This window comes from Lysinibacillus macroides (genome assembly GCF_001281525.1).
GTDB lineage: Bacteria > Bacillota > Bacilli > Bacillales_A > Planococcaceae > Lysinibacillus > Lysinibacillus macroides.
The window spans coordinates 627826-640673 of record NZ_LGCI01000010.1 but is presented as its reverse complement, the minus strand read 5'-3'; the positions used below and the strand labels follow the sequence as shown (position 1 = coordinate 640673).

The window sequence follows — 12848 nt, the reverse complement described above, 5'->3', positions numbered from 1 at the left end:
GCATAGATCTATTCATCTAACGAGTAGTGCGAAGCGTATAGAATTTCGGTATAATAGCCTTCGTAAGGAAGTGAGAAGATGATTTTATCGAAAAAAAGATGGCAGGTGGAGCGTCCAGATGCCACACTTGTCCAGGCATTGCAAAATGACTTACAACTTTCTGCGATTGCAGCGAAAATTTTAGCGGCAAGAGGCTGTGAAACACCAGCAGATGCAGAGAGTCTATTAAATATGACTGAAGCAAGTATCCATGATCCATTTCTAATGCCCGGCATGACTGAAGCTGTCGCACGAATTGAGCAAGCATTAGAGAAGGGTGAGAAAATCTTGATTTACGGCGATTATGATGCGGGTGCGACACGTTTCTAAGTGAAAAGCTTAGATACTAGATTTTCTAGGAGAACTGATTTCTTGATAGGTGGAATGACGGAGTAACGCCCTGAAACGCCTACTCTGATACTCCGACATGCTTTGACTAAGGTTAAATAGCAAAGTATGAAGCTCGGTGAAGTCGGCAGAGAGATACCGTAAGTTTACGATAATTGTAAATCACGAAAGCTGTCTAGCGGTAGACGGTGTATCCTATATGCCGGGAGTCCAAAAAATATCTATGGTTAGAATGTGCTGCATAAGCACTGACAAATCTCTGAATGTACAGGTCTAGACGTAGACATTGTAGAAATGCAATGGGTGGCAGTGCCATCGTATGTGTGGGGGAGTAAGAATCTGGCGTTATGAAAGCCCATAGCTTGTTACAGGCAAGTTCCAGCATACAGGACTATAGGAGAAACCTACGGATATATGTAAGGATAAAGGAATCGGAACGTGGAAAGCGGAGGATGTGGAGGTATTAACCTACCTATGAAGCAGTTCAGTATATAAAAGGGCAACCTATTAAAACTGATTAACTTTCCGTGAGAGTGGAGTCACAGTACCGTTGAAACCGTGATAATAAGCGGTGGAGGGATAGGCTCTAGTCGGAACTTTCAAATACTTATAAATGCATAACAAATCATAGGTGAATTTTGTTAAGTTATGAGATTACAAAAGTTTTGAATGTTTTCGATGGAACGCCGTGTGAGGTGAAAATCTCACGCACGGTGTGAAGTGGGGGAAAAGCTGGAGATGACTTCAAAGGCTTACCTATCACTATATGGAATCACAAGCACAACCGTTATACTCAATGTTTTGCTGGACCTTGGAGCGGATGTAACGTTTAAGATCCCGAATCGTTTTATCCATGGTTATGGTCCGCACGAAGCACTATTTCGTGAGGCCTCTGAAGAGGGTGTACAGTTAATCATTACAGTGGATAATGGAATATCGGGCATTGAGCCTATTCGAGTGGCGAAGGAGCTTGGCATGGATGTCATTGTGACAGACCACCATGAGCCAGGTGACGAGCTACCGCCAGCAGATATTATTTTACATCCCCGTTTACCAGAGGGACATTATCCATTTGGTGAGCTGGCGGGCGTTGGGGTAGCCTTTAAGTTGGCACACGCTCTTTATGGGGAGCTGCCAATACATTTGCTGGAGTTTGTGGCGATTGGGACGGTAGCGGATTTAGTACCGTTAGTGGATGAAAATCGTTATCTTGTGAAGCGCGGTATACAGGAAATGCAGCGTTCACTTAGTCCTTGGGTACAGGCGCTGTGTGATGTAGCGAGCACAGAGCAGGCGAAAATTACTGAAGAAACGATTGGCTTTTATTTTGGTCCACGCTTAAATGCTGTAGGGCGACTTGGGGAAGCGGCTCCGGGCGTCGAGCTATTAATGGCTGAGGATAGTACAAAAGCAGCGGCCTTAGCCAAGCAGCTCAATGCCTGCAATATAGAGCGCAAAAATCTTGTCAAAAGCATTACAGATGAGGCCATTGCACTGATTGAAGCAGATAAAAAAATTGGCGATTCCTTAGTGCTTGTTGTGGCAGGTGAAGGCTGGAATGCAGGGGTTGTCGGTATTGTTGCCTCGCGTTTAGTGGAGCTATATTATCGCCCAACCATTGTGTTATCACTTGATGCGGACAAAGGGACAGCAAAGGGCTCTGCTCGTAGTATTGCGGGCTTTCATTTATATAATGAGCTTGCGAAAAATCGAGATATTTTACCGCATTTCGGTGGACATCCTATGGCAGCAGGTATGACCCTGCCAATGGAGCATGTGGACGAATTACGCACACGTTTGGATGCTCAAGCAAGGGCTTGTTTAACAGAGGAGCAATTAACACCTGTTGTCCATATTGATATTCCGCTACGTCTCGATGAAATTTCAGCAGAAGCCATTGAGGAAATCGCCACACTTGGGCCGTTTGGTACGGATTTTCCAAAGCCTGTTTATGTGCTAGAGAATGTAGAAATCGCATCCATGCGTAAAATTGGAGCGGCTGAAAATCATATAAAAATGGAATTAACCGATGGCTATGAAAAATTAGATAGTGTGGGCTTTAATAAAGGGCATTTACAGGATGAGCTAACATACGGTATTAAAGTGTCCTTTATAGGTGATTTACAAATTAATGAATGGCAGGGACGTAAAAAGGCTCAATTTATGATTGAGGATGTACAAACAACAGAATGGCAACTATTTGATATTCGAGGTATTCGTCAAACCGCTCGTTGGCTCCATACGATACCGAAGGACGAGGCACTGTTTATTGCCTTTCGCCCTGAAACGATGACCTATTATCAGTCATTAATTGGTGTTTCCATTATGGTAGTTGATTCGACCTTATCCAATATTGATCAATGTGATTATATTGTGCTGTTAGATTTACCACAAAACATTGAAAGACTAGAAGCAATTCTACAGCAAACAGCACCCTCACGTATTTATGCGCATTTTTATATGCCTGACTCACAATATTTTAATGGCTTGCCAACAAGAGAGCAATTTGCGTGGTATTATAAATTTTTGAAAAATCGACCAGCGTTTCCACTCGACATGCATATTGCAGATTTAGCCAAGCATACGGGATGGCCATTAGAAATATTAAAGTTTATGACAAAGGTGTTTTTTGAGCTTGGTTTTGTTAAAATGGAGAATGGACTGACGACTGTCAACGTAAATGCTCCAAAACAAGCACTAACAGAGGCACCGTCTTACAAACAACGTTCACAGCAGATTGAAATGGAGCAAAAATTAGTGTATGCCCCTTATATTGAATTAAAACAATGGTTTGATGAACGATTACAGAACTAGACGAAAAACGTTTCGTAGGAGGAACAATTACATGGATTTAAAGCAATATGTGACAACGGTTGAAAACTGGCCGAAAGAGGGCATTACCTTCAGAGATATCACGACAATTATGGATAACGGCCCTGCCTATAAATATGCAACAGACGAAATTGTTAAATATGCAAAGGAATTAGGTGCTGAAATTGTCGTAGGCCCTGAAGCTCGTGGCTTTATTATTGGCTGTCCCGTTGCCTATGCGTTGCAAATTGGCTTTGCCCCTGTTCGTAAGCCTGGTAAATTACCACGAGAAGTGATTAGTGTGGATTATGGTCTTGAATATGGTAAAGATACATTAACAATGCATAAAGATGCTATTAAACCGGGACAAAAAGTATTAATTTGTGATGATTTACTAGCAACTGGTGGTACAGTGGAGGCAACTGTTCGTTTAGTCGAGCAATTAGGTGGTCAAGTAGTGGGCTGTGCCTTCCTAATCGAGCTTGTAGAATTAAATGGTCGTGAGAAGCTTGGCGACTTAGCTATTAAAGCGCTTATTCAATATTAAAAGAGTTAAAGAAACCGCTTAACATCAAGTTTTTTCACTTGATGTTAGGCGGTTTTTCTTATGTGTTATCTTCGTCATCATAAGACTTGATAATTTTTTGCAGTGTTCGCAAGGTATTATAGAAATCTGCGTATTTCTCGATGCCAATATCATCAATTACTCTCTTTTGAAGAGTTTGCCAAATTGGCCTTGCTTCATCGAGTTTTGCTATGCCCTTATCAGTAAGAGTAATATTTTTGCTACGAGCATCTTGTGCGTCTTTCGTTAATTCCACATAACCTTGCTCTTTTAATAAACGAATATTGCGTGTGATTGTTGTTTGATCAAGCAGCAATATTTCACCTAAGCGGCTAATAGAGACAGCTTGCTGATGAGCGATATTGGCAAGCATAGAATATTGCGTAATTTTTAAACCTGTGGGCTGAAGCAGCTTATCATATAATTGCGTGACCACTCTCGTTTTTTTACGAAGGTTTGCACAAACACATATTTGTGTATAATCTATGTCTTTCATAGCTTTACACTCCTTTAAAAAAATCAACTTATGTCAAGTATACACCGAAGAGCTAGAAATCACTTCTTGACAACTATTATCGTTCCAATCATTATATATGTATATACATGCTTTTTACAATAGACAGAGAGAAAGTAGGTGGTTTTATGAAACGTATTCATTATAGCTGGTTTATTTTGGTGGTGACATTTTTTTCGATTATTGTAGCAGGGATTACCATTTCTTCATCTGGTGTTTTTATTGCTCCTCTCGAAAAAGAGTTTCAATGGGAACGTTCAACAATTGCCTTAGCATTTGCACTCAGCTTATTTTTATATGGTATATCAGGACCGTTTATGGCAGCACTACTTGAAATTATAGGCTTAAAGAAAATGATGTTAGGCGCAATGGCTACTTTAGCTGTAGGGATGACTTTTACATTTTTTATGAGCCAAGCATGGCAATTAATTATTATTTGGGGAGGCATTATTGGTCTTGGTGCAAGTCTCTTTTTAACAGTACTTAGCCCCTATGTAGCCAATCATTGGTTTGTAAAACGAAGAGGATTAGCGGTTGGTATTCTAACGGCTAGTACAGCAACAGGTCAATTAATTTTACTGCCAGTGCTAGCTATGATGATTGAACACTATTCTTGGAGAGGCGCTATCAGTTTAATTCTTATTCTTAGTGTCATGATGTTTATATTGATTGCTCTCGTCATTAAAAATAAACCTCAGGATATCGGTACCACGCCTTATGGGCAGGAAGATGTGGTAGAGAAGCAAGCAATTCAACTAAATAAAAATCCAATTACGATTGCCTTTAATGGTTTGTTAGTGGCAGTTAAAGTAAAAGCGTTTTGGCTATTAGCAGGTAGCTTTTTTATTTGCGGGCTATCGACAAGTGGATTAATTGGTACGCATTTTGTTTCCTATTGTATTAGCTTTGGTATTCCTTTAGTGACTGCTGCGTCATTGCTGTCATTTATGGGAGTCTTTAATTTACTTGGGACAACGATCTCAGGCTGGCTATCTGATCGTTTTGATAATCGTTGGCTATTGTTTTGGTATTATTTATTAAGAGGGGCTTCTTTATTATTACTGCCTTATGCGCTTGCCCAAGGGTCACTTGTGTTATTAACGATTTTTACAATTTTTTATGGGCTGGATTGGATTGCCACAGTGCCGCCAACCATTAGCATTACACGTCAAACATTTGGTATGCAGCAAAGTAGTGTTATCTACGGCTGGATATTTGCAGCACATCAAGTAGGAGCTGCCGTTGCTGCATATGGGGGAGGACTTATCTATAAGTTTTTCAATGCCTACACATGGGCTTTTTTTCTAGCAGGACTATTTTGTGCTATAGCGAGTTTATGTGTGATTATTATTAAAAAGCAACCAAAAGCGTATTAATAATGAAAAAGTTGAACACCAATAAATGGGTTCAACTTTTTTTGACTTATATCAAACAAAAGTTTATAATATAAACAAATATAATAAAAGGTGATGCTATGAATGAAAGAGAACAGGCGGTGCTTGCTTTAATTCGCCAGAATCCGTTTATGTCTCAGCAAGAAATGGCAGATACAATGAATCTGTCACGTCCCGTGCTTGCTAATTTAGTGTCTAGTTTAACGAAGCAAGGAAAAATTGTAGGTCGTGCTTATATTTTACCCGAGGAAAATGAAATTATTTGCATCGGTGGCGCTAATTTAGACCGCAAATTCCATGTAAAGGGCAATGTTCAATTTGGAACATCTAACCCTGCCAGTTCTTCCTTTAGTGTAGGTGGCGTTGGTCGAAATATTGCTGAAAACTTAGGCAGATTAAACCACCAAGTGACGTTGCTAACAACGGCAGGTAAAGATGCTGATTGGCAAGTGATTCAAGAAGCTTCGGAATCCTTTATGAATCTACGTTATGTAGAGCAGCTAGCAGAGGCTTCTACGGGTTCTTATACTGCCATTATGGATGAACAGGGTGAACTAGCACTAGCTGTAGCGAATATGGAGGTTTATGACCTTCTGTTACCTAGCTTGTTGAAGAAACATGAAACAATGCTTGTGAACGCAGGCTGCTTTATTTTGGATTTAAACTGTCCAAAAGAAACAGTGGCGTATATCCAGCAGGTAGCCATTGCACGTGCTACTCCACTTGTTATTGTGCCCGTATCCTCGCCAAAAATGAATCGACTACCTGAAACATTACAAGGCGTAACTTGGTTTATTTGTAACACAGATGAAGCGGAAACGATTGTTGGACATAAAATTGAAAACGCTACCCATTATGAAAAAGCTTTACAACAGCTTCTACAACTAGGTGCGGAGCATGTCATTATCACGGCTGGCAGCAAGGGCGTATATGCAGCATCTACAACGATTGCACCTGGTCATTTTGCTGCAAAAGTGATTGACAAAATTGAAGATGTGACAGGAGCAGGAGATGCCTTTGTCAGCGCTGTCATTCACAGCTGGCTGACTGGACAAGCTTTTGAGACATGTATTGATGCTGGATTAACCAATGCAAAAAATACATTGGCATCTCCTTATACAGTAAGACCTGAATTATCAGTGGATTTGTTGAAAAATGAAATGGAGGAATAACAACATGAAAGAATTCATCGTATTATCAGAAGAAGTAAAAGCAGGACAAGAAAAAGGTCTACCAATTGTTGCATTAGAATCAACAATTATTTCACACGGTATGCCATACCCTCAAAATGTGCAAACTGCGCGTGAAGTTGAACAAATTATTCGAGATCATGGTGCAGTCCCAGCAACCATTGCATTAATTGATGGCAAAATTAAAATTGGTTTATCAGATGAAGAGCTTGAAATGTTTGGAAATGCGGAGGATGTAGCAAAAGCTTCTCGTCGTGATTTAGGCTACTTACTAGCAACAAAAAAATTAGGTGCTACAACAGTTGCAGCGACAATGATCTGTGCAGAGCTTGCAGGTATTGAAATCTTTGTTACAGGTGGTATTGGTGGTGTACACCGTGGTGCGGAAACAACAATGGATGTCTCTGCTGATTTAGAAGAATTAGCACAAACAAATGTTGCCGTTATCTGTGCGGGTGCAAAATCTATTTTAGACATCGGTCTTACATTAGAATACCTTGAAACAAAAGGTGTACCAGTAGCTGGCTATGGTACGGCTGAATTACCAGCATTCTATACACGTCAAAGTGGCTTCAATGTCAACTTCCAGCTTGATACACCAGAGGAAGTGGCGGAAATGCTACGTTCGAAATGGCAATTAGGCTTAAAAGGTGGCGCTGTGATCGCAAACCCAATTCCAGAAGCGGATGCACTAGAACATGCCTTTATTACAAACATTATTGAAAAAGCTTTAACAGAAGCTGAAGAAAATGGTATTCAAGGTAAAAACGTTACACCATTTTTACTTGGCAAAGTGAAAGAATTAACAGAAGGTAAAAGTCTCGATGCGAATATTGCATTAGTGAAAAACAATGCAGTAGTGGGCGCGAAAATTGCTGTAGCTTACAATCAATTACATTAATCCATTTGTCGAAACAAGGACTCTTTGTGACGTGAAGTCGCAGAGGGTCTTTTTTATTAAAAAGAAGAATATTTTTTCTATTTTTCAAACTGTTCACGAGATTAACGCAACTAAATGATACAGTCTCTTTACAATCGACTATAATGTTTTATACAATTAACTTTATATCTAATCTGAAAAATTTGACGAGCAAGGTGGACATGTTATGGCGAAAGAGCAAATTTTGACTCCTGAGGACGTTTTTGAGTTAGTCAAATCCTACATGAATGATGAAAATGTCGCATTCGTGAAAAAAGCATATGAATTAGCAAGGGATGCCCATATTGAGCAATTCCGTAGCTCTGGTGAACCGTATATTATTCACCCAGTACAAGTAGCAGGTATTCTCGCTGAATTACAAATGGACCCAGCAACTGTGGCAGCAGGTTTTTTACATGATGTTGTCGAAGATACGGATGTTACGCGGGATGATTTGGTACGGGAATTTGGTGAAGAAGTAGCAGTACTTGTTGATGGTGTAACAAAATTAGGGAAAATTAAATATTTATCAAAAGAGGCCCAGCAGGCGGAAAATCATCGAAAAATGTTTGTAGCGATGGCACAGGATATCCGCGTTATTTTAATTAAGCTAGCAGACCGTCTCCATAATATGCGTACATTAAAGCATTTACCTGCTGAAAAACAACGACGTATTTCGAAAGAAACACTAGAAATCTTTGCACCACTTGCACATCGTCTTGGAATTTCAGCTGTCAAATGGGAGCTGGAAGATACAGCACTTCGCTATTTAAATCCACAGCAATATTACCGTATTGTTAGTTTGATGAAGAAAAAGCGGGAAGAACGTGAGGCTTATTTAGAAAATGTTATGGCTGAGATGAAGTCACAACTGGCAGAAGTAGAAATTGATGCAGATGTGTATGGTCGCCCCAAGCATATTTATAGTATTTATCGCAAAATGGTCCTGCAAAAAAAGCAGTTTAATGAGATTTATGATTTATTAGCCATTCGTGTTCTTGTCGATAGCATTAAAGATTGCTATGCCGTTTTAGGCATTGTTCATACGTTGTGGAAGCCAATGCCAGGTCGCTTTAAAGACTATATAGCGATGCCTAAGCAAAACCTGTATCAATCCTTGCATACAACCGTCATTGGACCTTATGGTGATCCATTAGAGGTACAAATTCGTACGAAGGAAATGCACAAAATTGCTGAGTATGGGATCGCGGCGCACTGGGCATATAAAGAGGGTAGAAAGGTTGATCACCAAAAACAAAATGTTGATCAAAAATTAACATGGTTCCGTGAAATTTTAGAATTCCAAAATGAATCATCCAATGCTGAAGAATTTATGGAATCTTTAAAATTTGATTTATTCTCTGATATGGTTTATGTCTTTACACCTGAAGGGGATGTCATTGAGCTACCAGCAGGCTCTGTCCCGATTGACTTTGCTTATCGTGTCCATTCAGAAGTTGGCAATCGTACAATTGGTGCGAAGGTCAACAGTAAAATGGTGCCGCTTGATACGCCATTAAAAACAGGCGATATTATTGAGATTTTAACATCTAAGCAATCCTTTGGACCAAGCCGTGATTGGTTGAAGATCGCTCAATCCTCACAGGCAAAAAATAAAATAAAACAATTCTTTAAACGTCATCTGCGCGAAGAAAATATTGTCAAAGGAAAAGACATGATTGAAAAAGAAATTCGCGCACAAGATTTTGATGTAAAAGAAACGATGTCAGCAGATAATTTAAAGCGTGTTTGTGATAAATTTAACTATACAAATGAAGAGGATTTGTATGCGGCAGTTGGTATGAATGGTATTACGGCACAGCAAGTCGTGAATCGTTTAGCAGAAAAACGTCGTAAAGAGCGTGAGCAGGAAGAAGCCCTAGAGAAAATCGAACAAAAAATGAAAAATCCGGTTCCACAAAAACGTACAGAATCAGGTGTGATTGTCAAAGGCATCGATAATATGCTGATTCGGCTTTCACGCTGCTGTACGCCTGTGCCTGGCGATGAGATTGTTGGCTTTATTACAAAGGGGAGAGGTGTCTCTGTGCACCGTGCCGACTGTCCAAATATTCAAGTCGAGGATGAGCAGGAACGTTTAATCGCAGTGGAATGGGAGCATGGCGTGACGCCTGAGAAAAAAGAATACCCTGTTGATATTGAAGTGTCGGCATTTGATCGACCAGGTATTTTAAACGAGGTCATGCAAATTGTCAGCGAAACGAAAACAAATATTTTAGCGGTAAGTGGGCGTGCCGACCATGATAAGATCGCTACAATTCATTTAACAATATCTATTTCAAATATTTCGCATTTGCATAAAGTTGTTGAACGGATTAAGCAAACACCCGATATTTATTCGGTCCAGCGAGTGATCAATTAATCGCAAGCAACATAGATGGGATTGGAGCTTGAATGCATGAAAATAGTATTACAGCGTAGTAAGGCTGCTTCTGTAACAGTGGATGGAGCTGTGACAGGAGCGATTGATCAAGGCTATGTACTTTTAGTGGGCATCACACAAGAGGATACACAGGAGGATATCGCCTATTTAGCCAGAAAAGTAGCAAATTTACGCCTTTGGGAAGATGCTGAAGGGAAAATGAATCATTCTATTTTAGAGCATGGGGGCGCTATTTTATCTGTTTCACAATTTACGTTATATGGGGATGTCAAAAAGGGGAATCGACCAAGCTTTACAGGTGCAGCAAGACCAGAAGTGGCAAAACCACTGTGGGAAGCCTTTAATCAAACATTACGTGAGTATGGTTTACAGGTGGAGACAGGTATTTTTGGTGCAATGATGGAGGTTGCACTCATCAATGATGGTCCAGTGACAATATTATTAGAATCAAAATAATGGTACATTTCCTATCATTCCTTCATATACTAAAGAGTATGGTTAGTTTTGTAGGAAGGAGTGTCTTAAATATGACGCAGATGGAAAGTATATCAAATCCGTATTTATACGAAACGCTTAAAATGATGATTGGTCAAGCGATTGTTGTGCAAACGGAGAAAAATATTCAGCAAGGTGTTTTAATATCTATATTACCTGACCATATTGTCTTAGCTAGAAGTCGAACTCCATTCTTTATTTCCATGGAGGAAATTGTCTGGGTGACATTGGACGCAAGCAAAAAATAAGTGGCTATGAACCTTTTAATCCTTAGTGATCAAAGGTTCTTTTTTTACGGATGCAACGAAGATGGCGAAGAAAATTTTCTAAAGCGGGATTTTCGAAATAATAGAAAATTAATACTTTGCAATAAATTTAAACTACTGTATATTTATTTTCTATTAACGACATAAGAAAAAGGAGGGACAATAATAAGTGGTTAGATGCTAATGTCTATATCAAGTAAAGTTGGTGAAAGAATGGAAGAAAAACAAGTGGTAAAGAAGAGAAGCTGGTTGAAGGTACCACATACCTATACGATTATTTTTGCTATTATTTTTCTAGCAGGTATTGCGAGCTATATTATTCCAGCAGGTGAGTTTGAGCGTGTAGAGGATGAAGAAGGGCGCATGCTCGTTGTCGATGGTAGCTACCATCAGATTGAAAGTGATCCTGTATCATTTTTCGAAATGTTTACAGCGATTCCAATGGGGCTTGAAAAAGGAGCTCAAATTATTTCTATATTTTCTTAGTAAGTGGTGTATTTGGGATTATTCGTTCCACAGGTGCCATTGAAGCGGGTGTCTATAAAGGTGTAAAAGCTTTAGAGGGTAGAGAAAAGTTATTAATCCCTTTATCAATGATTCTATTTTCTGTTGGTGGCTTTACGATGGGAATGGCTGAGGAAACGATTATTTTCGTACCAATTGGTGTCGCAATTGCTCGTGCTATGGGCTTTGATGCTGTTACAGGGACTGCCATGATCACACTTGGTGCTGCCAGTGGGTTCTTTGGCGGAATGTTAAATCCCTTTACAGTGGGTGTGGCACAATCATTAGCAGATGTACCGTTATTTTCAGGAATTGGCTTCCGCGCCGTTGTGTATATTTTTGTATTAGCCTTCGCTATTTTCTATGTATCTCGCTATGCTTTTAAGGTAAAAAAGAACCCACAGGCTAGTGTTATTTATGATATTGAGCAAAAGGCTAAATCAAATGTAACTGCGATTGAAATGCCTTTATTAACAGGAAAACATAAACTAGTATTTCTTGTAATGGCTTGTGGAATCGGCTTTAATATTTATGGTGTATTTAATTGGGGCTGGTTTTTAACACAATTAACAGCATCATTTTTAATAATGGGATTAATTGCTGGGCTGATTGGTGGTTTAAAGCCTGGAACTATTTTTGATTCCTTTATTGAGGGGGCAAAGGCTGTTACATTTGGCGCGTTAATTGTTGGATTTGCACGTGCTATTACGGTTGTATTAGAGCAAGGAAAAATTATTGATACAATTGTCTATGCGGCGTCAGAAACAATTGGTCATTTACCACATGCAATTAGCGCAATTGGTATGTTAGTTATTCAAGCAATCTTAAATTTATTTATTTCATCGGGTAGTGGACAAGCAGCGGCGACAATGCCGATTATGATTCCGATTACAGATCTATTAGGGTTAGAGCGACAAGTGGCTGTCTTAGCCTTTCAGTATGGAGATTCGTTAACAAATTCTATTATTCCTACTTCATCTGCATTGATGGCTTATTTAGCTGTCGCAGGTATCCCTTATGAAAAGTGGATAAAATTTGTTTGGAAAATGATTTTGGGCTGGGCCATTATCGCATGTATTGCGTTAGTTGTTGCAGTAGCATTAGGAATTTCATAGAAAAAAGGGGCGTTCAAAAGCTATTTGAACGCCCCTTTCCTGTGCGACAGCACGATAGCAACACTTCTTTTTTCTGTGCGAAAGCGAAGCGACAGCAACACTTCTTTTTTTCTGTGCGAAAGCGAAGCGACAGCAACACTTCTTTTTTTCTGTGCGAAAGCGAAGCGACAGCAACACTTCTTTTTTTCTGTGCGAAAGCGAAGCGACAGCAACACTTCTTTTTTTCTGTGCGAAAGCGAAGCGACAGCAACACTTCTTTTTTTCTGTGCGAAAGCGAAGCGACA

The 12848-nt window shown here is 39.7% G+C and carries 10 protein-coding genes and 1 pseudogene; 10 read left to right on the top strand and 1 reads right to left on the bottom strand.

Translation table 11 applies throughout. The features are described from left to right. Positions 1 to 78 precede the first annotated feature (78 nt). The 3 genes from ADM90_RS17920 (at position 79) to ADM90_RS17910 (ending at position 3745) form a co-directional block, all read left to right on the top strand. Positions 79 to 369, top strand: a complete 291-nt coding sequence (locus ADM90_RS17920; protein WP_053996278.1) for a DHH family phosphoesterase — start codon at positions 79 to 81, stop codon at positions 367 to 369. 756 nt (positions 370 to 1125) lie between these two features. After that, positions 1126 to 3201, top strand: a complete 2076-nt coding sequence (gene recJ, locus ADM90_RS17915; protein ID WP_053996277.1) for a single-stranded-DNA-specific exonuclease RecJ — start codon at positions 1126 to 1128, stop codon at positions 3199 to 3201. A gap of 31 nt (positions 3202 to 3232) precedes the next feature. Then, positions 3233 to 3745, top strand: coding sequence for an adenine phosphoribosyltransferase (locus ADM90_RS17910; protein ID WP_053996276.1), 513 nt, complete (start codon positions 3233 to 3235; stop codon positions 3743 to 3745). A gap of 58 nt (positions 3746 to 3803) precedes the next feature. On the opposite strand, the gene ADM90_RS17905 is transcribed toward ADM90_RS17910, so the two are convergent. Then, on the bottom strand, positions 3804 to 4259 hold the full coding sequence (locus ADM90_RS17905) for a MarR family winged helix-turn-helix transcriptional regulator (protein ID WP_053996275.1): 456 nt from the start codon (positions 4257 to 4259) through the stop codon (positions 3804 to 3806). Positions 4260 to 4405: 146 nt separating this feature from the next. Between ADM90_RS17905 and ADM90_RS17900 the strand changes: the two genes are divergently transcribed. The 7 genes and pseudogenes from ADM90_RS17900 to ADM90_RS17870 all read left to right on the top strand — a co-directional run bounded on the left by ADM90_RS17900 (position 4406) and on the right by ADM90_RS17870 (position 12564). Then, complete coding sequence (locus tag ADM90_RS17900; RefSeq protein ID WP_053996274.1) at positions 4406 to 5653, top strand: MFS transporter; 1248 nt, start codon at positions 4406 to 4408, stop codon at positions 5651 to 5653. A 98-nt stretch (positions 5654 to 5751) separates the two neighbouring features. Then, positions 5752 to 6843 carry a carbohydrate kinase gene (locus tag ADM90_RS17895; RefSeq protein WP_053996273.1) on the top strand — a complete coding sequence of 364 codons (1092 nt, stop codon included), beginning with the start codon at positions 5752 to 5754 and terminating at the stop codon, positions 6841 to 6843. Between the two features lie 4 nt (positions 6844 to 6847). Then, on the top strand, positions 6848 to 7762 hold the full coding sequence (locus ADM90_RS17890) for a pseudouridine-5'-phosphate glycosidase (protein ID WP_053996272.1): 915 nt from the start codon (positions 6848 to 6850) through the stop codon (positions 7760 to 7762). 205 nt (positions 7763 to 7967) lie between these two features. Next, positions 7968 to 10163 carry a RelA/SpoT family protein gene (locus ADM90_RS17885; RefSeq protein ID WP_053996271.1) on the top strand — a complete coding sequence of 732 codons (2196 nt, stop codon included), beginning with the start codon at positions 7968 to 7970 and terminating at the stop codon, positions 10161 to 10163. A gap of 36 nt (positions 10164 to 10199) precedes the next feature. After that, complete coding sequence (gene dtd / locus ADM90_RS17880; RefSeq protein WP_053996270.1) at positions 10200 to 10640, top strand: D-aminoacyl-tRNA deacylase; 441 nt, start codon at positions 10200 to 10202, stop codon at positions 10638 to 10640. A 71-nt stretch (positions 10641 to 10711) separates the two neighbouring features. Continuing rightward, entirely contained in the window at positions 10712 to 10927 is a 216-nt protein-coding gene (locus ADM90_RS17875) for a DUF2642 domain-containing protein (RefSeq protein WP_053996269.1), read from the top strand. 231 nt (positions 10928 to 11158) lie between these two features. Beyond that, a pseudogene (locus tag ADM90_RS17870) lies at positions 11159 to 12564 on the top strand (YfcC family protein). Positions 12565 to 12848: the final 284 nt, after the last annotated feature.

What these genes read in the sequence shown, in the direction of transcription:
- ADM90_RS17900 (WP_053996274.1), top strand. Translation starts at nt 4,406, where the DNA reads ATGAAACGTATTCATTATAGCTGGTTTATTTTGGTGGTGACATTTTTT.
- dtd (WP_053996270.1), top strand. Translation starts at nt 10,200, where the DNA reads ATGAAAATAGTATTACAGCGTAGTAAGGCTGCTTCTGTAACAGTGGAT.
- ADM90_RS17910 (WP_053996276.1), top strand. Translation starts at nt 3,233, where the DNA reads ATGGATTTAAAGCAATATGTGACAACGGTTGAAAACTGGCCGAAAGAG.
- recJ (WP_053996277.1), top strand. Translation starts at nt 1,126, where the DNA reads ATGACTTCAAAGGCTTACCTATCACTATATGGAATCACAAGCACAACC.
- ADM90_RS17905 (WP_053996275.1), bottom strand. Translation starts at nt 4,259, where the DNA reads ATGAAAGACATAGATTATACACAAATATGTGTTTGTGCAAACCTTCGT.
- ADM90_RS17895 (WP_053996273.1), top strand. Translation starts at nt 5,752, where the DNA reads ATGAATGAAAGAGAACAGGCGGTGCTTGCTTTAATTCGCCAGAATCCG.
- ADM90_RS17920 (WP_053996278.1), top strand. Translation starts at nt 79, where the DNA reads ATGATTTTATCGAAAAAAAGATGGCAGGTGGAGCGTCCAGATGCCACA.
- ADM90_RS17890 (WP_053996272.1), top strand. Translation starts at nt 6,848, where the DNA reads ATGAAAGAATTCATCGTATTATCAGAAGAAGTAAAAGCAGGACAAGAA.
- ADM90_RS17875 (WP_053996269.1), top strand. Translation starts at nt 10,712, where the DNA reads ATGACGCAGATGGAAAGTATATCAAATCCGTATTTATACGAAACGCTT.
- ADM90_RS17885 (WP_053996271.1), top strand. Translation starts at nt 7,968, where the DNA reads ATGGCGAAAGAGCAAATTTTGACTCCTGAGGACGTTTTTGAGTTAGTC.